This is a genomic window from Kitasatospora sp. NPDC032121 (genome assembly GCF_055580145.1).
Map to the genome: position 1 here is coordinate 74,463 of NZ_JBVILX010000021.1, position 23,639 is coordinate 98,101.

The following is a 23,639-nucleotide window of genomic DNA, read 5'->3' on the forward strand; positions in this document are numbered from 1 at the left end:
GCTACTTCTCCTCAGCGTTTCGGGACTCGCCCGATCGGATGACCTCGGTCCTGCGGTGCGCATCGTCCAGAAGGCTGAACAGTTCGTCGTCGCTGGCCTCGTCGACACCGGCCGCGGAGCCGGTGCGTTTGGCGGTCCAGGCCGCGAGCAGTGCTTCGAGGCGGGCCGCGACGGTCTCGTAGTCGGCGTCGTCGGCCGCCGCGTCCAGGGTGGACTTGAGCTGGTCGAGTTCGGCGAGCAGGGGGTCGGGTTCGGTTTCGGTGCCGTGCAGCCGTGTGTGCACGAAGGCGGCGAGGCGGGTCGGTGTCGGGTGGTCGAAGACGAGCGTGGCGGGCAGGCGCAGGCCGGTGTCCGCGTCGAGCTGGTTGCGCAGTTCCACGGCGGTGAGCGAGTCGAACCCGATGTCGGTGAACGCCTGGTCGGGGTTGACCGCCTCCGGTGACGAGTGCCCCAGGACGAGGGCGACCTGGCTCACGACCAGGTGCAGCACGTCGGCCTGCGTCCACACGCGGTCGGCGGCCTGCCTGCGCCGGGGCCGTACCAGCTCCCGCAGCAGGGCGGGCGGGTCGCCGGCGCGGCGCAGCGCCGGCAGGTCGAACCTGACGGGGGCGAGGGTGGGGGTGCCCGCGGTCAGCGCGGCGTCGAACAGGGCCAGCGCGTCCGTCGTCGGCAGCGGCCGTACGCCGGCCCTGGCCAGGCGGTGCCGGTCGGTGGCGCTCAGGCCTCCGGTCATGCCGCTGGTCTCCGCCCAGTAGCCCCAGGCGAGCGACACGGCCGGCTGTCCCTGGGCGTGCCGGTGTGCGGCGAGGCCGTCGAGGTACGCGTTCGCCGCCGAGTAGTTCGCCTGGCCCGCGCCGCCCAGCACACCGGCCGCCGACGAGAACAGCACGAACGCCTCCAGGTCCGAGGTCAGTTCGTGGAGATGCCGCGCCGCGAGGGCCTTCGGCTCCCACACGCGCGCGAACTGCTGCGGGGTGAGGGATTCCACGACGGTGTCGGCCAGCGTGCCCGCGGTGTGGATCACCGAGGTGACCGGGTGTTGGGCGAGCAGCCGCGCCACCGCCTCGCGGTCGGACACGTCGCAGGCCACGATGTCGGCGGTCGCGCCCAGCGCGGCCAGGTCGGCGGTCAGCGCGGCCGCGCCGGGGGCGTCCGGGCCGCTCCGGCTGACCAGCAGCAGGTGCCGCACGCCGTGCCGTAGGGCGAGGTGTCGGGCGATCGTGCCGCCCAGGGTGCCGGTGCCTCCGGTGACGAGCACCGTGCCCTCGGGGCTGAGCGGCGAGGGCAGCGGTTCGGTCCGCGCCCGTTCGAGGCGGGGGACGTGAACGGCGCCGGCGCGGATCGCGAGCTGGGGTTCGTCGCCGGCCAGCCGGACCCCGTCGCCGTCATCGCCGTCGTGGCCGTCGACCAGCACGAACCGGCCGGGGTGCTCGGTGGCAGCCGACCGGACCAGGCCCCAGACGGCGGCGGCCTGCGGGTCGACGTCCTCACCGGGCCGGACCGGCACGGCGTTGCGCGTGGCGACCACCATGCGCGGGGTGTCCGTGGTGAGGAAGTCCTGGATCACCCGCAGGGTCTCGACGGGCGAGGTGGCGTGGTGGACCGGGATGTCCGGTTCGGTGGTCGCCGCTTCGAGGACCGGCCACGCCACCTGGTACGGCACGTCCCGCGTGGTGGTCCCGGCCGGCCGGCGCAGGGTCAACGAGGCGATCTCGGCGATCGGCGCGCCCGACTGGTCGGCGAGGGCGATCGCGCAGGTGTCCTGGCCGGTCACGGTCAGCCGGACCCTGGCGTGCTCGGCGCCGCGCCGGCAGGAGATCCCGGCGAAGGAGAACGGCATCTTCGCCCGGTCGTCGGCGACGGTCACGGTCTGGATCGCGGCGTCGAGTAGGGCGGGGTGCAGGGCGAACCGGGTGTCGCCGGCGGGTACGGCCACCTCCGCATAGAGGGTGTCGCCGTCGCGCCAGGCCGCTCGCAGACCTCGGAAGGCCGTGCCGTAGGCGAATCCGGCGTCGGCCAGGTCGTCGTAGAAAGTGTCGAGGTCGACGGCTTCGGCGTGCGGCGGCCACTGCCGTGCCCAGGGCTCCCGTGGTGCGACGGGTAGGGCGCCCAGCGTTCCGGTGGCGTGCCGTACCCATTCGCCGTCCGCGCGCGAGTGGATCGAGACGCTGCGCCGGCCCGCCCGGTCGGGGCCGACGGTCACGGACACCTGCACGCCGTCCGCGACCACCAGCGGTGTCTCCAGCGTCAGGTCCTCGACGGCCGGGCAGTCGACGTGTTCGCCGGCCCGGAGCGCCAGGTCCACGAACGCCGCGCCGGGCAGCAGGGGCGAGCCCGAGATGACGTGTTCGGTGAGCCACGGCTGCGCGGCGGTGGCGAGTTGTCCCGTCAGCACCACGCCGTTGTCGTCGGGGAGTTCCATGGCGTCCCGCAGCAGCGGGTGGTCGATCCGGCCGTCACCGGTCGGTGCCGGGGTGGTGGGCTGGAGCCAGTAGTGCCGGTGCTGGAAGGCGTACGAAGGCACCCGCACGTCCGGCGTCCCCGCCGGTGTCGTCACGGGTGGCATCCAGCGCACGGCGCCGTCCGCCCACAACCGCCCCAGACCTGCGAACAGCCGCTCCGGAGAGTCACCACCACGGCGCATCAAGCCGTTCCCCACCAGCACCGGATGCGGACCCACCTCCAGCAGCCCCGTGACCCCCTGGCCCGTCAGCCACTCCATCGCGTCGGCGAACCGGACCGGCTCCCGCACCTGCCGCACCCAGTACCCCGGCTCCCCCAGATCCACCGGACGCCCGGCCACCGTGGAGACCACCGGGATCACCGGCTCACCGAACGACAAGCCCTCAGCCACCCGGCCCAGTTCCTCCAGCACCGGATCCATCCGCGCCGAATGGAACGCGTGACTCACCTCCAACCGCCGCACCCGACGACCACGACCCCGCCACACCTCAGCGGCCTTCTCCACCGCGGCCTCGTCGCCCGACACCACCACCGCATCCGGCGCGTTGACCGCCGCCACCTCGACACCCGGCACCAGCGACCCCACGACCTCCTCCAGCGACGCCTGGAGCGACACCATCGCCCCACCACCAGGCAAGTCCTGCATCAACCGGCCCCGCGCGCCCACCAGCGCACACGCGTCCTCCAGGCTCAGAACGCCCGCCACATGGGCCGCCGCCACCTCACCCACCGAGTGCCCCACCACGAAGTCCGGCCGCACACCCAAGGACTCCACCAGCCGGAACAGCGCCACCTCCAGCGCGAACACCGCACCCTGGGTGAACAGCGTCTGCCCCAGCACCCCCGCCGCGTCCTCGAACAGCACCTCCACGGGCAGCTCCAGCAGTTCGCAGACCTCGTCCAACACCCGCGCGAACACCGGGAACTCCCGGTACAAGCCCCGTCCCATCCCCGCCCACTGACCACCCTGACCGGAGAACACGAACGCCGACCTGCCCGGGGAGGCAGTGCCCGTGACGATTCCGGGTTTTCCGTCGATCAGCGCGTCCAGGCCGGCCGGGTCCGTCAGCACGGCACGGTGCGGGAACCGGGCCCGCGCGGCCAGGTCCGCGGCCACCTCGGCCGGTGTGACCTCGGGGTGCTCGGCGAGGAACCCGCGCAGCCTGCGGGCCTGGTCACGCAGGGCCGCGTCCGACTTCGCCGACAGCAGCCACGGCACCGGCACCGCGGCCGCAGGGGCGGGCGTGGAAGCGGCGGGGGACTCGGACGACGGCTCCTCGGTCGGCGCCGGTGCCTCCAGGATCACGTGCGCGTTGGTACCGCTGATGCCGAACGCCGACACGCCGGCACGGCGGGGACGCCCCGTCTCCGGCCACGGCCGGGCCTCGGTCAGCAGTGAGACCTGGCCCGCCGACCAGTCGACGTGGGAGCTCGGCGCATCGACGTGCAGCGTCGGCGGCAACTGCCCGTGCCGCATCGCCATCACCATCTTGATCACACCAGCCACACCAGCGGCGGCTTGAGTGTGGCCGATGTTGGACTTCACCGACCCCAGCCACAACGGCTCCACCCGGCCCTGGCCATAGGCGGCCAGGAGTGCCTGGGCCTCGATCGGGTCACCGAGCGTCGTCCCCGTACCGTGCGCCTCCACCGCGTCCACCTCTGACGCCTCCAACCCGGCGTTCGCCAGCGCCTGACGGATCACCCGCTCCTGCGACGGACCGTTCGGCGCGGTCAGCCCGTTGGACGCCCCGTCCTGGTTCACCGCCGAACCCCGCACCACCGCCAGCACCCGGTGACCGTGACGACGGGCGTCCGACAACCGCTCCAGGAGCACGACACCCGCGCCCTCACCCCACGCCGTACCATCGGCGGCCTCGGCGAACGCCTTCACCCACCCATCGGCCGCAAGCCCCCGCTGCCGCGAGAACTCGACGAACCCCGCCGGTGTCGCCATCACCGTCACACCGCCGGCCAGGGCCAGTGAGCACTCCCCCGAGCGCAGCGCCTGCGCCGCCAGGTGGATCGCCACCAGCGAGGACGAGCACGCCGTGTCCACCGACACCGCAGGACCCTCCAGCCCCAGCAGGTACGACACCCGCCCGGAGGTCACACTCGTCGCCGTGCCCGTCGAGAGGTAGCCCTCCAGGTCGGGCGGCTGTGCCCCGGCGCCATAGCCCGAGGACCAGATGCCGGTGAAGACGCCCGTCCGGCTGCCCCGCAACGACGTCGGATCGATCCCCGCGTCCTCGAAGGTCTCCCACACCGTCTCCAGCAGCACCCGCTGCTGCGGATCCATCGCCAACGCCTCACGCGGCGAGATCCCGAAGAACGCCGCGTCGAAGTCTCCGGCGGCGTCGAGGAAGCCGCCCCACCGCGTGTACGACCTCCCCGGACCACCGGCCGGATCGTAGAGACGACCCACGTCCCACCCACGATCCGATGGGAACTCCCCCACCGCGTCCACCCCACCGGACACCAGATCCCACAACTCCTGGGCGGACCCCACCCCACCCGGGTACCGGGCCCCCAGCCCCACCACGACCACCGGATCATCCGTCACCGGAACCCCGACCGGCACGGGTGAGGCAGGGGCCTGGCGGCGGGCGCCGACCAGGAGGTTCCGCAGGTGGCCGGCCAGCGCGTCGGGGGTCGGGTGGTCGAAGACCATCGTCGCGGGCAGCCGTACCCCGGCGACCGCGGACAGGCGGTTGCGCAGTTCCACCGCGGTGAGCGAGTCGAAGCCCAGGTCCTTGAAGGCCCGCTCGGCGCTGACGGCCGAGGTGTCGGTGTGGCCGAGGACCGCGGCCGTCTGGCCGGTGACCAGTTCCAGGACGCGGCTGTGCTGCTCGGTCTCGGGCAGGGCCGCCAGTTCCCTGCCCAGGGTCGGCCGGTCCGTGCGACGGGCGGGCCTGGTACGGGTGAGGCGGCTGAGCAGGGGGCGGGTGGACGCCGCCGACAGGTCGAGGTGTGCGGGGACCAGCACGGGATCGACGGCGCCCAGGGCCAGGTCGAACAGTTCCAGCGCCTGGTCCGTGGGCATCGGCAGCACGCCGGCGCGGGCGAGGCGCTTGAGGTCGGTGTCGGTGAGGTGTCCGGTCAGCCCGCTGGCCTCGGCCCACTGTCCCCAGGCCAGCGACACGCCCGGCAGACCCAGGGCACGCCGGTGCACAGCGAGGGCGTCCAGGAAGGCGTTCGCGGCGGCGTAGTTGGCCTGGCCCGGGCCGCCCAGCACACCGGCGGCGGACGAGAAGAGCACGAACGCGCTCAGGCCGAGGTCCTTCGTCAGCTCGTGCAGGTGCCAGGCGGCGTCGGCCTTGGGCCGCAGCACCTGGTCGATCCGGCCGGGCGTGAGGGATTCGACGACGCCGTCGTCGAGCACGCCGGCGGCGTGGACGACCGCGGTCAGCGGGTGCGCGGCCGGGATCGCGTCCAGGACGGCCGCCAGCGCGTCCCGGTCGGCCACGTCACAGGCCACCACCTCGGCGTCGAAGTCCACCTCCGCCGCGGTCCTGCTGAGCAGGAGCAGGTGCCGGATGCCGTGCCGGTCGCGCAGGTGCCGGGCGACGAGGCGGCCCAGTGTTCCGGTGCCTCCGGTGATCAGCACGGTGCCGTTCGGGTCGAGCGGGCCGGGTGCCGGGGCCGCTTCGGCCCGCACCAGGCGGGCGGCGCGGGCGGCGCCGTCGCGGACGACCAGCTGGGGTTCGTCCCCCGCGACGAGGACGCGGTCGTCGGTGTCGACGAGCACGAACCGGTCGGGGTGTTCCGCCTGGGCCGCGCGGACCAGGCCCCAGACGACGCTGGACGGCAGGTCGACGGGGTCAGGACCGACCGCCCCGCGGGTCACGACGGCCAGCCGGCCGTCCCCGTCGCGCAGGAAGTCCTGGAGCACGCCCAGCGTCTCGGCGGCGACGGTGTGCGCGGCGGCCACGGGGTCTCCCGCCGGGGGCGTGACGTGGTGGACGGCCGGGGGTTCGCCGGTGCTCTCGACGGGCACCCAGTCGAGGCGGAAGAGCTGGTTGGCCCCGGCGCCCGGGATGCCCGGCGGCCGGTGGCGCACGGTCAGCGCGTCGATCACCGCCAACGGCCCGGACTCGTCGGAGAGCGCGACCCGGAAGGTGTCGGGGCCGGTGGGTGTGAGGCGGACCCGGGCCGTGGAGCCGGCTTTCCGCATCGACACCCCGGCGAAGGAGAACGGCAGGCGGCCGGCCGCCAGCAGGGTCAGCGGCTGGAGTGCGGCGTCGAGCAGCGCGGGGTGGAGACCGAAGCGGTCGCGGGTGTCGGCGGGCAGCGCCACCTCGGCATAGAGCTCGTCGCCCTGCCGCCGGATCTCGCGTACGCCCGCGAACACCGGCCCGTACTCGTAGCCCTGGGCGGCGAGGGTGTCGTAGAAGTCGGTCAGGTCGACGGGCTCACCGGCCGGCTGCCAGGGCTCGCCGGTGTCGTACGGGTGGGGGCGGTCGCCGGTCGCCAGCATGCCGGTCGCGTGCCGCAGCCAGGTGCCGCCCGTCCGGGAGTGCACGGTGACGGGGCGCCGGCCCGTCCCGTCCGGTGCGCCGACGACGACCTGGACCGGCACGGAACCGTCGTCCGGCAGGATCATCGGAGCTTCCAGCACCAGTTCGTCCAGGACGTCGCAGCCGGCCTGCCGTCCGGCGTGCATGGCGAGTTCGACGAACACGGTGCCGGGCAGCAGCACGGAGCCCAGGACGACGTGGTCGGCCAGCCATGGCCGGGTGGCCGTCGAGAGCCGCCCCGTGAGCAGGACGCTCTGGTCCCCGGCCAGTTCGACGACGGCCCCGAGCAGCGGGTGACCGGCCGAGTCCAGTCCCGCCGCGGACACGTCGCCCTTCGCGGCGGTGGGCGTCAACCAGTACGGCCGGTGCTGGAAGGCGTACGTCGGCAGCGGGACGTGGTGGGGCTCGCCGGGGAAGACCGGCGTCCAGTCGACGGCCACGCCTTGCGTGTGCAGGCGCGCCAGGGCGAGGTGGAATTCCTGCTGGCCGCTGCCGCGGCGCAGCGTGCCGGTCACGACGCCGTCCAGCACCGGCACCAGTACGGGGTGCGGGCTGACCTCCACGAACACGCCGTGCCGGTCCTGCGTGAGGGTTTCGACTGCGAGGTCGAAGCGTACGGGTTCGCGGAGGTTGCGGTACCAGTAGTGGGCGTCGAGGGCGGAGGTGTCGACCGGCTCGCCGGTGACCGTGGAGTAGAACGGGATCGCCGCCGAGTGGGGCGTGATGTCGGCCAGTTCGGTGAGCAGTCGCTCGCGGATCGCCTCGACCTGCGCGGAGTGGGCGGCGTAGTTGACGGGCAGGCGGCGGGCGCGGATGCCGTCGGCCTCACAGACCGCCAGCAGTTCGTCCAGCGCGTCCAGATCACCCGATACCACCACGCTGTCCGCCGAGTTGACCACCGCCACCGTCAGCCGGCCGTCCCAGCGGGCCATGAACTCGGCGGCCTGCTCATGCCCGAGGCCGACCGACACCATCCCACCCTGGTCGGCCAACACCGCCAGCGCGCGGCTGCGCAGGGCGACCACCTTCGCGGCATCGTCCAAGGACAGCGCGCCTGCCACGTACGCCGCCGCGATCTCCCCCTGCGAATGCCCGACGACCGCATCGGGTTCCACACCATGGGCACGCCACAGCTCGGCCAGCGCCACCATCACCGCGAACAGGGCGGGCTGCACCACATCCACCCGCTCCAGCGAGCCGCCACCGGTCAGCACTTCCACCAACGACCAGTCCGTGTACGGCGCCAGCGCAGCGTCACACGCGTCGACCGCCTCCCGGAACACCGGCTCCGAGGCGTACAACTCCCCACCCATACCGACCCACTGCGCACCCTGCCCCGGGAACACGAACACCGAACGACCCAGCGAACCGGCGACACCCGTGATGACGCGGGGGTCCGCGTCGGCGAGGGCGGCCAGTTCCGCCATGAGGTCGCTCCGGGTGCTGCCCACCAGGGCCGCCCGGTGCGCGAGCAGGGTGCGGGTGGTCGCGAGGGCCCGACCGATCGCGGCCGGCCGGAGTCCGGGGTGGGCGGTGACGTGGTCCGCGAGCCGCCGGGCCTGGGCGCGCAGGGCGTCATCCGTCTTGCCGGACAGCAGCCACACGGTGGGCTCCGCGGAGTCGTCCGCGGCGGGCTGTCCGACGGTTTCCTCCGGGAACTGTTCGATGACGACGTGCGCGTTGGTGCCGCTGGCCCCGAAGGCCGAGATGCCCGCGCGGCGGGGACGCCCCGTCTCCGGCCACGGCCGGGCCTCGGTCAGCAGCCGGATGTCACCGGTGTCCCACTCGACGTGCGGCGTGGGCTCCTGGACGTGCAGCGTCGGCGGCAGTTCGGCGTGCCGCATCGCCATGACCATCTTGATCACACCGGCCACGCCGGCCGCCGCCTGGGTGTGGCCGATGTTCGACTTCACCGACCCCAGCCACAACGGCTCCACCCGGTCCCGGCCGTACGTCGCCAACAGTGCCTGGGCCTCGATCGGGTCACCGAGCGTCGTCCCCGTGCCGTGGGCCTCCACCGCGTCCACCTCGGACGCCTGCAACCCGGCATTGGCGAGGGCCTGACGGATCACCCGCTCCTGGGAGAGGCCGTTGGGCGCGGTCAGCCCGTTGGACGCCCCGTCCTGGTTGACCGCCGAGCCCCGGACGACCGCCAGCACCCGGTGGCCGTGACGGCGGGCGTCGGACAAACGCTCCAGCAGCACCAACCCCGCACCCTCACCCCACGCCGTGCCGTCGGCCGTCGACGAGAAGGGCTTGCACCGGCCGTCGGGGGCCAGGGCACGTTGGCGGGAGAACTCCGTGAACTGCAGGGGGGTGACGCTCACGGTCACCCCGCCGGCCAGGGCGAGTGTGCACTCCCCCGAGCGCAGTGCCTGCGCGGCCAGGTGGATCGCCATCAGGGACGAGGAGCAGGCGGAGTCGACGGACACGGCCTGGCCCTGGAGGCCCAGCAGGTAGGACACCCGGCCGGAGGTGATGCTCGGCGAGATGCCGGTGGCGAGGTAGCCCTCGGTGTCGGGCGGTGCCTGGTCGGGGCTGCCGACGTAGCCGGAGGACCAGATGCCGGTGAACACGCCCGTCTGGCTGCCCCGCAACGACGTCGGATCGATCCCCGCGTCCTCGAAGGTCTCCCACGCGGTCTCCAGCAACACCCGCTGCTGCGGATCCATCGCCAACGCCTCACGCGGCGAGATCCCGAAGAAGTCCGCATCGAACCCCGCCGCGTCCGCGAGGAAACCACCCGACCGCGTGTACGACGTCCCCGGGTGATCCGCATCCGGATGGAACAACCCCTCGACGTCCCACCCACGATCCGACGGGAACGCCCCGATCGCGTCCACCCCACCCGAGACCAGGCCCCACAACTCCTCCGGAGACCCCACCCCACCCGGCAACCGGCACCCCATGCCCACGATCACCACCGGATCAGCGGCATCACCCACTCCACCCGCCGGCACCACCGGCACCACATCCGCACCCTCACCGGAGAGTTCGGCTGTGAGGTGGTCGGCGAGGTCGGCGGGGGTGGGGTGGTCGAAGACGAGGGTCGCGGGCAGCCGCAGGCCGGTGGCGCCGGCGAGGCGGTTGCGCAGTTCGACGGCGGTCAGGGAATCGAAGCCGAGGTCGCGGAAGGCGAGTCCGGGGGTGATCGCGGCGGCGTCGGAGTGGCCGAGGACGGTGGCGGTGTGGGCGGCGACCAGGGACAGCAGGTCCGACGCGGGCGCCTTGGGCGTCGGCAGGGTCTGCGGCATCGAGAGGTCGGCCGTGGTCAGCGCGGGACGTCCGGCAGCCAGCGCGGTGTCGAACATGGCCAGGGCGCGTTCGACGCTGATGGGGCGGATGCCCTTGCGGGCGAGGCGTTGGCGGTCGGCCGCGGTGAGGTGGGCGGTCATGCCGCTCTCCTGCTCCCAGTAGCCCCAGGCCATCGACACGGCGGGCAGTCCGAGGGCCTGCCGGTGTGCGGCGAACGCGTCGAGGTAGGAGTTCGCGGCCGCGTAGCCGGCCTGGCCGGCGTTGCCGAGTACACCCGCGGCCGCGGAGAACAGCACGAAGGCGGCGAGGTCGTGCTCGCGGGTCAGCTCGTGCAGGTGCCAGGCACCGTCGACCTTGGGACGCAGCACCCGGTCGAGCTGCTCCGCGGTCAGCCGTTCCATGACGGTGTCGTCGAGCACGCCGGCCGCGTGGACGACGGCGGTGAGCGGATGCTCGGCCGGGATCGAGTCCAGAACGGCCGCCAGCGCGTCCCGGTCGGCCACGTCACAGGCCGCCACGGTCACCTCCGCGCCCAGCCCCTCCAACTCCTCGCGCAACGCCGCCCTGCCACCACGGCGGCTGACGAGCAGCAGGTGCCGTACCCCGTAGCGGGACACCAGGTGCCGGGCGACGGCCTGGCCGAGGGTGCCGGTGCCGCCGGTGATCAGCACGGTGCCGTCGGGGTCGATCGGCTGGGGGACGGTGAGGACGATCTTGCCGGTGTGGCGGGCCTGGCTCATCAGCCGGAAGGAGTCGACGGCCTGGCGCAGGTCCGCGGCGGTGACCGGCAGCGGCTCCAGCGTCCCGTCGGCGACCATCGCCACGACCCTGGAGAGGATGTCGCCCTGCCGCGCGGGGTCGACGTCGTTGAGGTCGAAGGCCCGGTAGAACAGGCCCTCGGGTGAGCGGACGTCCGTCTTGCCCAGCTCGACGAACCGTCCGCCGTCGGCGAGCAGCCGCAGGGAGGCGTCGGTGAGTTCTCCCGCGAGCGAGTTGAGGACGACGTCCATGGCCGGGAACCGGTCGGCGAAGCGGGTGTCGCGGGACGAACCGATGTGGTCGTCCGCCAGTCCGAGGCGCCGCAGGGTGTCCCACTTGGCGGGGCTCGCGGTGGCGAAGACCTCCGCGCCGCTGTTCAGGGCCAACCGGATGGCGGCCATGCCCACACCGCCCGCGCCGGAGTGGACCAGGACCCGGTCGCCGGGGCGCAGTTCGCCGAGGTCGAACAGCCCGTACCAGGCGGTGGTGAACGCGACGGGCACCGACGCCGCCTCGGTGAAGCTCCAGCCGTCGGGGATCGCGGTCAGGAGCCGGTGGTCGGCGACCGCGCGCGACCCGAAGGCGCCGGGCATCAGTCCCATGACGCGGTCGCCGGGCCGCCAGGCCGTGACGCCGGGGCCGACCTCGAGGACGGTGCCGGCCCCTTCGCCGCCCAACGGGGGCCGGTCCGGGTACATGCCGAGGGTGATGAGCACGTCGCGGAAGTTCAGGCCGGCCGCGCGTACGGCGACCCGTACCTGTCCGGGTTCCAGCGCGGCCTCCTGCCAGGGCAGCAGGGCCAGGTCGTCCAGTTGCCCGGTGCCGGACTCGCTCAGCCGGTACGCGCCGTCGGGGGCGGTCGGTTCCGGCGCGTACCTGGCCTGCCGCGGCACGAGGACGCCGTCGCGGCGCAGGGCCAGTTCGGGTTCGTCGCCGGCTGTCATGGCGGCCCGAACCGCGTCCTCCTCGGACGCGTCGCCCATGTCGACCAGGACGAACCGGCCGGGGTGCTCGGCGGCGGCGCTGCGGACCAGGCCGCGTACGGCCGCGCCGGCCACGCCGCGGGTCAGGACGGCCAGGCGTGCGGCCGCCCGCTCCGGCTGCTCGGCGAGGAAGTCCTGGACGAGCGCGCGGGCCCGCTGGACGAGGGCGTGCACGGAGTCCGCGTCGGCTTCCGCGGTGAGTACCGGGCTCGGCACCACCTCGGTCGGTGTGCTCGCGGTGAGGGGCACCCACCGGGTGTGCAGCACCGCGGCCCGGGCCTCGGCGGCCGGACGGACGGTCAGCGCGGTGATGTCCGCGACCGGCCTGCCGGACAGGTCGGTCAGTGTCGCGCGGTAGGTGTCGGTGCCCGTGCGGGCCAGGTGGACCCGGGCGGACGACACACCGGTGGCGTGCACGGCGACGCCGGAGAAGGAGAACGGCAGCCGGACCCGGGTGTCGGGGCTGAGCAGGATCAGCGGCTGGAGTGCGGCGTCCAGGAGCGCGGGGTGGATGCCGAAGCCGGCGCCGTCGGGGACGGACACCTCGGCGTACAGTTCGTCCTCGCCCTGCCACAGCTCCCGCACGCCCCGGAACGCGGGTCCGTACTGGTATCCGAGTCCGGCGAGGAAGGCGTAGAACCCTTCGGGGTCCACGGGTTGGGCGTTCCTCGGGGGCCAGTCGAGGCGTCCGGCCGTCACCTGGCCGCCGAGGGTTCCGGACGCGTGGCGGATCCAGCCGTCGCCGCCCTTGGAGTGCACGGTGACCGGGCTGCGGCCGGCGTCGTCCGGGGCGCCGACCGAGACCTGGATGTCCGTGGGTGTGTCCGGGAGCGCGAGGGGCAGGTGCAGGACGAGGTCGTCGACGGTCCCGCCGGCCAGGGTGGCGAGTTCGAGGAAGGCGGTGCCCGGCAGCAGGACCGTGCCGTCGACGGCGTGGTCGGCCAGCCAGGGGTGGGTGCGGGTGGAGACGCGGCCGCTGTGCACGGTGCCCCCGTCGGGCAGTTCGACGGTGGTGCCCGCCAGCGGGTGCCCGGTGCCGTGGTCGCCGGCCGCGGGGGTGAGCCAGTAGGTGCTGCGCTGGAAGGCGTAGCCCGGCAGCCTGACGCCGTGCGGGCGGTCGTGCGGCCAGGTCACGGCGACGCCCTGGACGTGGAGGCGGGCCAGGGCGGTGTGGAATTCCCCGATGGCGCCCTGGTCGCGGCGCAGGGTGCCGGTCGCCACGCCGTCCAGGTCCTGCACCAGCACCGGGTGCGGGCTGACTTCCACGAACACCTCGTGGCCGTCGGCGGTGAGCCGGGCGGTGGCCAGGTCGAACCGTACGGGTTCGCGGAGGTTGCGATACCAGTAGCCGGCGTCGAGGGCGGAGGTGTCGACGGGTTCCGCGGTGACCGTGGAGTAGAAGGGAATCGCCGCGGGCCGGGGCCGGATGTCCGCGAGGTCGGTCAGCAGCTGCTCGCGGACCGTCTCGACCTGCGCCGAGTGCGCCGCGTAGTCGACGGGGATGGCGCGGGCGCGGATGCCGTCCCCGGCGCAGGCTGCCAGCAGTTCGTCCAGGGCCCCGGGTTCGCCGGACACGACGACGGTCGAGGCGGAGTTGACCACCGCGACGGTGATCCGGTCGCCCCAGGGGCCCAGGTAGCCGGCGGCGTCGTCCGCGGACAGCGCGACCGAGACCATGCCGCCGTGCCCGGCCAGGGCGACCAGGGCCTTGCTGCGCAGGGCGACCGCCTTGGCGGCGTCCTCCAACGACAGCGCGCCTGCCACGTACGCCGCCGCGATCTCCCCCTGCGAATGCCCGACAACGGCATCGGGCTCCACACCATGGGCACGCCACAGCTCGGCCAGCGCCACCATCACCGCGAACAGGGCGGGCTGCACCACATCCACCCGCTCCAGCGAACCACCGCCCGTCAGCACCTCCACCAACGACCAGTCCGTGTACGGCGCCAACGCCGCGTCACACGCGTCGACCGCCTCCCGGAACACCGGCTCCGAGGCGTACAACTCCCCACCCATACCGACCCACTGCGCACCCTGCCCCGGGAACACGAACACCGAACGACCCAGCGGGCGGGCGGTCCCGGTGACCAGACCCGGCGCCGTGCCGCCCTCGGCCAGGGCGTCCAGGGCGGCGGCGGTGCCCACCACCACGGCCCGGTGCTCGAACACGGTGCGGGCAGCCAGGGCGCCTCCGACCGCAGCCGGGCTCACCTCGGGACGCACGGCGGTGAAGGCGGCGAGCCGGCGCGCCTGCTCCCGCAACGCCGCCTCGGACCTGGCCGACAGCGGCCAGAGGACCTGGTCGTCCGCGCGGCCCCGGGGAGAGGGTGCGGCGGAGTCGGCCTCTGCGGGCTGTTCGAGGATGCCCTGCTCGATGATGACGTGGGCGTTGGTGCCGCTGATGCCGAAGGCGGAGACGGCGGCCCGCCGGGGCCGCCCGCTCTCGGGCCAGTCGACCGGTTCGGTGAGCAGGCGGACCGCGCCGGAGGCCCAGTCGACGTGCGGGGTGGGCGCGTCCACGTGGAGGGTCCGCGGCAGTTGCCCGTGCCGCATCGCCATGACCATCTTGATCAGGCCGGCCGCGCCGGCCGCCGCCTGGGTGTGGCCGATGTTGGACTTCACCGACCCCAGCCACAACGGCTCCACCCGGTCCCGGCCGTAGGTCGCCAGGAGGGCCTGGGCCTCGATTGGGTCGCCGAGGGTGGTGCCGGTGCCGTGGGCCTCCACCGCGTCCACCTCGGACGCCTCCAACCCGGCATTGGCGAGGGCCTGACGGATCACCCGCTCCTGGGAGGGGCCGTTGGGCGCGGTCAGGCCGTTGGAGGCGCCGTCCTGGTTGGTGGCAGAGCCTCGGACGACCGCCAGCACCTCGTGGCCGTTGCGGCGGGCATCGGACAGCCGTTCCAGCAGCAGCAGGCCGGCGCCCTCGGCCCAGCCCGCCCCGTCGGCCGCGGCGGCGAAGGACTTGCTGCGGCCGTCGGGCGCGCTCGCCCCCTGCCGGGACATCTCGGTGAACAACGTGGGGGCCGCGTTGACGGTGACGCCGCCGGCCAGGGCGTAGGAGCATTCTCCCGAGCGCAGCGCCTGAGCGGCCAGGTGCAGGGCCACCAGGGACGACGAGCAGCCGGTGTCCAGGGACAGTGCCGGGCCGAGCAGGCCCAGCTGGTACGCCAGCCGGCCGGACCCCACGCTCGACGCGGTGCCGGTGACCTGGTAGCCCTCCAGGTCGTCGGGGACCGGCCCGGCGGCGTAGCCGGTGGACCAGATGCCGGTGAACACGCCGGTGGATGTGCCCTCCAGCGTGGTCGGGTCGATCCCGGCGTACTCGATGGTCTCCCACGCGGTCTCCAGCAGGATCCGCTGCTGCGGGTCCATGGCGAGCGCCTCGCGGGGCGATATCCCGAAGAACGCCGCGTCGAAGTCGCCGGCGGCGTCGAGGAAGCCGCCCCGGGACGTGCTCGACGTGCGGGGGCGGCTTCCCGTCGGGTCGTACAGGCGGTCGGTGTCCCAGCCCCGGTCGACCGGGAAGTCGCCGACCGCGTCCACACCGTCCGCGACCAGCCGCCACAGGTCCTCGGGGGTGCCGACGCGTCCGGGGAAGCGGCAGCCCATGCCGATGACCGCGATCGGCTCGTCCGTCGCGGCCGGGGCCGGGGCCCGCGGCGCGTCCTGCTCGCCGGACCCGCCGGACAGGTGGGCGGCCAGCCGTGCCGGGGTGGGGTGGTCGAAGACGAGGGTGGCGGGCAGTTTCACCCCGAGCGCGGCGGTCAGGCGGTTGCGCAGTTCCACCGAGGTCAGTGAGTCGAAGCCCAGGTCCTTGAACGCCTGCCGGGGATCGAGCCGTTCGGGGGTGGCGTGTCCCAGCACCCCGGCGACGTGGGTGGTGATCAGCTCCAGCAGGTCCGTGCCGCCCGCGGGGGGCGCGGGTCGGGGGGCCTGCGGCCGGCTGTGGGCCTCGGGCAGGTCCCGCAGCAGCCGGCTCGGCCGTGCGTGGGTGTAGGCGCGGGCGAACTGTGCCCAGTCGGCCTCGGTGACGACCGCGAGGGCCTCGTCGTGGTCGAGGACGTCCTGCAGCGCGTCGAGTGCCCGGCCCGGGTCCAGTTCGCCGAGGCCGAGCAGGGTGCGCTGGCGCTGCACGGACTCCAGGGCCGCCATGCCGCCTTCGGCCCAGATGCCCCAGGCGACGGAGGTCGCGGCGCGGCCCTGGGCGCGGTGCTGTGCGGCCAGGGCGTCGAGGAAGGCGTTGCCGGCGGCGTAGGCCGCGCCGTGGCCGTCGCCCCACACGCCCGCGGTGGAGGAGAACAGGACGAAGGCGTCGAGGTCCGGCAGGAGTTCCGCCAGGTTCGCCGCCCCGGCGACCTTGGCCGTGACGACCTCGGCGAACTCCGCCGGTGTCGTGTCGGCCAGCCTGGTCGCCCTGATCACGCCGGCGGTGTGGAAGACCGCGCGGATGTCTCCGACGCGCTCGACGAGGTCCCGCAGGGCGTCCCGGTCGGCCACGTCGCACGCCGCCACGGTCACCCGCGCCCCGGCTGCCTCCAGTTCGTCGCGCAGGCCGGCCGCGCCGGGTGCGTCGGGGCCGCGGCGGGCGGCCAGCACGATGTGCTCCGCGCCCTGCCGCGCGAGGCGGCGGGCCACGTGTCCGCCGAGCGCGCCGGTGCCGCCGGTGACCAGCACCGTGCCCCGCGGCCGCCAGGGCCGCGCGGCCGGGCCCGATGGGGCCTTGTGGCGCAGCCGCTTGGCGAAGCGCCGGGTACCGCGGATCGCCACCTGGTCCTCGCCGGTGCCGGCGAGGACGACGAGCAGCGCGTTCACGCTCTCCTCGTCGGGCACGGCGGGAAGGTCGACCAGGCCGCCCCAGCCGTGCGGGAATTCCAGCGCCGCGGACGCGCCGGTGCCCCACGCCAGGGCCTGGGCCGGGCTGGTGACCGGGTCGGTGCCCGAGGTGCTCACGGCCCCGCTGGTCGCGCACCACAGCGGGACCGCCGCCGTCCTCACCGGGTCCAGGCCGGGCACCGGGTCCAGGGTGCGGACCAGATCCAGGGTGCGGACCAGGCCCGCCGGGAGCACCGGGTGGTCGGGGTGCGGCTCCTCGTCCAGCGCCAGCAGCGACAGCACACCGTCCGGCCCGGGCCTGGCGTCCCCGGTGTCGGCCGCCTCCCAGGTGTCGGCCACGGCGAAGCCCCGTTCGCGCAGGGCCTCGGCCCACGGGTGCCCGGTCGCGGCCAGGACGAGCCAGCGAGCCGGGTCCACCGGGGCCGCGGTACCGCCCACCGGTGCCCACGCCACCTCGTACCGCCAGTCGTCGCGGGGCACCGGCGGGGTCGCGGTCACCCAGTAGGGCTCGCGCTGGAAGGCGTACGTGGGCAGGTCCGCCCTGGGTGCGGTGCGGGGCAGGAGCGGCATCCAGTCGACGTCGGCTCCGGCGGCGTAGAGGCGTCCCGCCGCGGCGAGGAACTCGGTGAGGCCGCCGTGATCGCGGCGCAGTGTTCCGGTGGCGGCGACGTCCAGCGCGGGCACCAGCACCGGGTGCGGGCTGACCTCCAGGAACAGGTCGTGGCCGTCGGCGGTGAGCCGGGCGGTGGCCAGGTCGAACCGTACGGGTTCGCGGAGGTTGCGGTACCAGTAGTCGGCGTCGAGGGCGCAGGTGTCGAGCGGCTCGCCGGTGACCGTGGAGTAGAACGGGATCGCCGCCGAGTGGGGCGTGATGTCGGCCAGTTCGGCGAGCAGTTGCTCGCGGATCGCCTCGACCTGCGCCGAGTGGGCGGCGTAGTTGACGGGCAGGCGGCGGGCGCGGATGCCGTCGGCCTCACAGGACTTCAGCAGTTCGTCCAGCACGTCGAGGCCGCCGGACACCACGACCGCCGCGGGTCCGTTCACCACGGCGGTGGTCAGCCGCTCGCCCCAGCGGGCCAGGTAGCCGGCGGCCTGTTCGACGGACAGCGCGAGCGACACCATGCCGCCCCGGTCGGCGATGGCGGCCAGTGCCCTGGACCGTAGCGCCACGACCTTGGCGGCGTCCCGCAGCGACAGCGCGCCTGCGACGTACGCGGCGGCGATCTCCGCCTGAGAGTGGCCGACCACCGCGTCCGGCCGCACGCCGTGGGACCGCCACAGGTCGGCCAGCGCCACCATGACGGCGAACAGGGCCGGCTGCACCACGTCGACGCGGTCCAGCGAGCCGTGGCGCAGTTCGTCGACCAACGACCAGTCGGTGTACGGGGCCAGGGCGGCGGCGCAGGCGTCGATGCCGGCGCGGAAGACCTCGGACTGCTCGTACAGGTCACGGCCCATACCCGCCCACTGCGCCCCCTGCCCGGGGAAGACGAACACGGTCCCGCCGGTACGGGCCGGCAGGCCCGGCAGGCCCTGCGGGAGCGCGGCCAGGGTGGACAGCAGGTCGTCCCGGTCGGCGCCGACCACCGCGGCCCGGTGCTCGAACCGGGTGCGGGCGGCCAGTGCGCGGCTGATCGCGGCGGCCGGGACGTCGGGGTGGGCGGTCGCGTACGCGTGCAGCCGCTCGGCCTGGGCGCGCAGCGCGGCGCCGGTCTTCGCGGACAGCAGCCAGGCGGTGGGGGCGGCCTGGCCGGCGGGTTCGGCAAGGTGGCCGGGGTCGGGCTCGGAGGACTGCTCGATGATCAGGTGGGCGTTGGTGCCGCTGATGCCGAAGGCCGAGATGCCGGCGCGGCGCAGGCGCTCGTGCTCCGGCCACGGCCGGGCCTCGGTGAGCAGCCGGACGCCGCCGGAGGCCCAGTCGACGTGCGGGGAGGGGGCGTCCACGTGGAGGGTTCGCGGCAGTTCGCCGTGCCGCATCGCCATGACCATCTTGATCACACCCGCGATGCCGGCGGCGGCCTGGGTGTGGCCGATGTTGGACTTCACCGACCCCAGCCACAACGGCTCGTCGCGGTCCTGGCCGTAGGCGGCCAGCAGGGCGTGGGCCTCGATGGGGTCGCCGAGGGTGGTGCCGGTGCCGTGGGCCTCCACCGCGTCCACCTCGGACGCCTCCAACCCGGCGTTGGCGAGGGCCTGACGGATCACCCGCTCCTGCGACGGACCGTTCGGCGCGGTCAGGCCGTTGGAGGCGCCGTCCTGGTTGACCGCGCTTCCCGCGACGACCGCCAGCACCCGGTGGCCGTTGCGGCGGGCGTCCGACAGGCGTTCCAGCAGCACCAGGCCGGCGCCCTCGGCCCAGCTGGTGCCGTCGGCCGCGGCGGCGAAGGGCTTGCTGCGGCCGTCCGCCGCGAGGCCGTGCTGGCGGGAGAACTCGGTGAAGCCCAGTGGTGTCGCCATGATCGTGACACCGCCGGCGAGCGCCAGCGAGCACTCGCCCGCGCGCAGGGCCTGGGCGGCCAGGTGGACGGCGACCAGGGACGACGAGCAGGCGGTGTCCACGGACAGCGCCGGACCGCGCAGTCCGAGGTGGTAGGCGACCCGGCCGGACGTGACGCTGGTCGCGACGCCGGTGAACAGGTAGCCCTCCAGGTCCTCCGGCAGGCCCGGCCCGGTCGCGTAGCCGGACGACCAGACGCCGGTGAACACGCCGGTGTGGCTGCCGCGCAGCGAGGCCGGGTCGATCCCGGCGTGCTCGAAGGTCTCCCAGGCCGTCTCCAGCACGAGCCGCTGCTGCGGGTCCATGGCGAGCGCCTCGCGGGGCGAGATGCCGAAGAACGGAGCGTCGAAGCCGGCCACCTCCTCCAGGAACCCGCCCCGGGTGATGTACGTGGTGCCCGCGCCGCGCAGTTCCGGGTCGTAGAGGCCGCCCAGGTCCCAGCCGCGGTCGTCCGGGAAGTCGCCGATCGCGTCCACGCCGTCCGTGACGAGCCGCCACAGGTCGTCCGGTGAGGCCACGCCGCCGGGGAAGCGGCAGCCCATCCCCACGATGACGACCGGGTCGTCGTGGGCGGCCTGGGCGGCGGGGGCCGGCCGGTCGCCGGGGCCGGTGCGCAGCCAGTCGATCAGTTCCGCGGGCGTCGGGTGGTCGAAGACGAGACCGGAGGGAAGTCGCCGGTCCAGGGCGCCGGCCAGGCGGTTGCGCAGTTCGAGCCCGGTGACCGAGTCGAAGCCGAGGTCCTTGAAGGTGAGCGCGGGATCGATGTCCGCGGGGTTCTCGTGGCCCAGCACGAGCGCGATCTGCGCGGTGACCACGGCGGCCGTGTCGCCCGACTCGGGGTCGCCCGTGTCCGTGCCGCCCGCCCCGGTGTCCAGGCTCTCCGGGCCGCCGTCCGGCCGGCCGGGCGCGGCGGTCCGCGCCGCGTGTGCCCCCGGTCCGGCCGGGGTCCGTCCGCTCTGCCCGGCAGGCGCTTCGGGCAGCCAGTACGAGCGCCGTTGGAAGGCGTACGTGGGCAGGTCGACCGGCGCGGCCTCGGCGACGGCCGGGGACCAGTCGACCGGCACGCCGGCCACGAACAGCCGGGACAGCGCGGTCAGGAAGGCGTCCGGCCCGCCCCGGTCACGGCCCAGCGTGCCGGTGGCGACGCCGGACACGCCGGTCCGCTCGCGGGCCTGTTCCAGGCTCTGTTCGAGGGCGGGCAGCAGCACCGGGTGCGGGCTGACCTCGACCACGACGTCGTGCCCGTCCGCGAGCAGTGCGGCGGTGGCCAGGTCGAAGCGGACCGGCTCGCGCAGGTTGCGGTACCAGTAGCCGGCGTCGAGCTCCGTGGTGTCCTCGAGGAGGCCGCCGGTGACCGCGGAGTAGTACGGGATGGTGCCCTGCCGCGGCCGCACACCGTCCAGTTCGGTGTGCAGCCGCTCGCGGATCGCCTCGACGTGCGCGCCGTGGGAGGCGTAGTCCACCGGGACGACACGTGCGCGGACACCGTCCGCCGCGCAGGACTCGACCAGTTCGGACAGGGCCTGGGTGTCGCCGGACACCACGACCGAGCCGGGGGCGTTGACCACGGCGACCGTCAGCGCGCCGCCCCAGCGCGACACGTAGTCCTCGGCCCGCTCGGCGGACAGGGCCACGGACACCATGCCGCCCCGGCCGGTCAGCGCCACCAGCGCGCGGCTGCGCAGTGCCACGATCCGGGCCGCGTCGGACAGCGACAGCGCGCCCGCGACGTGTGCCGCGGCGATCTCGCCCTGCGAGTGCCCGACCACCGCGTCGGGCTCGACCCCGAAGGAACGCCACAGTTCCGCCAGGGACACCATCACCGCGAACAGGGCGGGCTGCACGACGTCCACGCGGTCGAGCGGGGCGCCGTCCAGGACATCGGCCAGGGACCAGTCGGTGTACGGGGCCAGGGCCTGGGCGCACTCGTCCATGGCGGCCCGGAAGACGGGGTACGCGGCGTACAGCTCCCGGCCCATGCCGACCCACTGCGCGCCCTGGCCGGGGAACACGAAGACGGTGCGGCCCGGGGTGCCGGCCCGGTCGGCGGCGACCTGGACGGAGTCGAGCAGGACCGCGCGGTGCGCGAAGCGGGTCCTGGTGGTGGCCAGCGCGTGCGCGACCTCGGCGGCGGTCAGGTCCGGGTGGCTGCGCACGTGTTCGCGCAGGCGCCCGATCTGCGCTCGTAGCGCCTGCTTGGTCCGCGCCGTGACGATCCACGGCGCCGGCCGGGCCTCGGGAGCGGGCCGCCGGGCCGGCGGCGCGGCCGCGTCGGGCGCCTGCTCGACGATCACGTGCGCGTTGGTGCCGCCCATACCGAACGACGACACGCCGGCGAGCAGGGGCGCGTCCGGCCGCGGCCAGGGGGTCAGAGCGGTCTGGACCCGCAGCGCCAGGGCGTCGAGGGGGATGCCGGGGTTGGGGGTTTCGTAGTTCAGGCTCGGCGGCAGTGCGCGGTGGTGCACGCTGAGGACGGCCTTGAGCAGACCGACGATGCCCGCGGCGCCTTCCAGGTGGCCGACGTTCGTCTTGGCGGATCCGACCCGCAGGGCGCTGTCGGCGTCGCCGGACCCGGCCGGGGCGCGGTAGGCCGCCGCGAGGGCGGCGGCCTCGATGGGGTCGCCGACGGCGGTGCCGGTGCCGTGCAGTTCCACGTACTGCACATCCGCGGGACGCACGCCGGCGCGGGCCAGTGCTTCGCGGATGACCTGTTCCTGGGCCTGCGCGCTGGGCACGGTCAGGCTCCGGGTGGCGCCGTCGTTGTTGACCGCGCTGCCCCGGATGACGCCGTAGACGCGGTCCCCGTCGGCCAGGGCCCGGTCCAGCGGTTTCAGGACGAGGAAGGCGCCGCCCTCGCCGCGGACGAAGCCGTTGGCCCGGGCGTCGAAGGTGAAGCAGCGGTCGTCCGGGGACAGGCCGCCGAACTCCGCCGCTCCCTCCTCGCGGGCGGCGGTCAGATTGAGGTTCACCCCGCCGGCCAGGGCGAGCGCCGACTCGCCGCGGCGCAGGCTCTCGACCGCCAGATGCACCGCGACCAGCGCCGACGACTGGGCCGTGTCGACCGTCATGCTCGGTCCGCGCACACCGAGGAAGTGCGAGACGCGGTTGGCGATGACACCCCGGTTGGTGCCGGTCAGCGTGTGCGGCGTGATGTGACCGGGGTAGGCCAGGGACGTGTAGTCCTCCCACATCGAGCCGACGAACACCCCCGTCGGGCCGCCCGTCAGCGTGCTCGGCACGATCCGGGCGTCCTCCAGGGCCTCCCAGGCGAGTTCGAGCATGAGCCGCTGCTGCGGGTCCATGCCGACGGCCTCACGGGGGGACACACCGAAGAACGCCGCGTCGAAGCCGTCCACCCGGTCCAGGTAGCCGCCGTGCCGTACGCCCTGCCGGCCCACGGGCGGCGCGGTGATCGCGTCGGCCCCGTCGCACAGCAGTCGCCAGAACGCCTCCGGATCCGGGGCTTTCGGCAACCTGCCCGCCATTCCGATGACAGCGACACGATCAGCGTCCGAATCCAGGGGGAAGCGCATCACATCGACACCTCGTGAGCCGGGGGGATGAAGGAAGGCGGTGTTTCCGTAGCAGTCCCGATGGTGCGGCTCCGGCCGTGCGAGCGGCCGGATCATCGAGCACGCGGGCGGCCCGGCGACCGGGTGCTGTCCGAACCCGGACTCGCCCGCGCTTCGGGCTTGTGGATCAGTGGAGCGGTCCTCGAAAGCGACAGCGTCGGCGACGCGATTCGAGGAGATGCACTGGTGAACTGAGCGTAGGGGCCGAGGCGATGATCGTTCCGCCGCGCAGCTGAGCATGGCAGCAACACCACGCCCTCGCCACAGGCCAGGCGAAGGCTGTCTCGAAGGAGGCACATCACAACGTCATATGCCTGCACGAAAGAGGCACCGTGGCGAGATCCGTCCCGTGTCCTCTATGAAACGCGTCATTTCTCACGGACGGCCCGTCGCAGCGTCAGCCGGCGAACGCGCCGGTGAACCCGCCCGTGCGGTCGGGAAGTTCGTCCACGCCCTGCACCGTCACGCCCCGGCCGAATTCATGGGAACCGTCGACGCCGCCGGTGACAACGCCCTAGAATCCCGTTCGCACTCGCGCAGAAGAACGTCCTCGACCGTCATCCGGCCACCCGGGGAAACCTCCGCACGGCGATCACCACCCGGATCGGGCGAACCGACCACCGGCGCCGCCGACGGCTCCGGCCGAAGCGTTCGCCCCCACCGACGTCGAGACGATCGCGAAGCGCCACCGCCCCCCGGCGGCACAGAACCCGGCGGCATAGAACCCAGCTGTCACCGATCCGTGCATCGATCCCGG

1 protein-coding gene is annotated in these 23,639 nt (G+C 74.2%); it reads right to left on the reverse strand.

Features of this window, described 5'->3' with window-relative positions; genetic code table 11:
* Position 1 precedes the first annotated feature (1 nt).
* The gene (locus ACZ5OX_RS34010) at positions 2–22,843 is read right to left on the reverse strand and encodes an SDR family NAD(P)-dependent oxidoreductase (protein ID WP_465635481.1); all 22,842 of its coding nucleotides are present in this window, start codon (positions 22,841–22,843) and stop codon (positions 2–4) included.
* Positions 22,844–23,639: the final 796 nt, after the last annotated feature.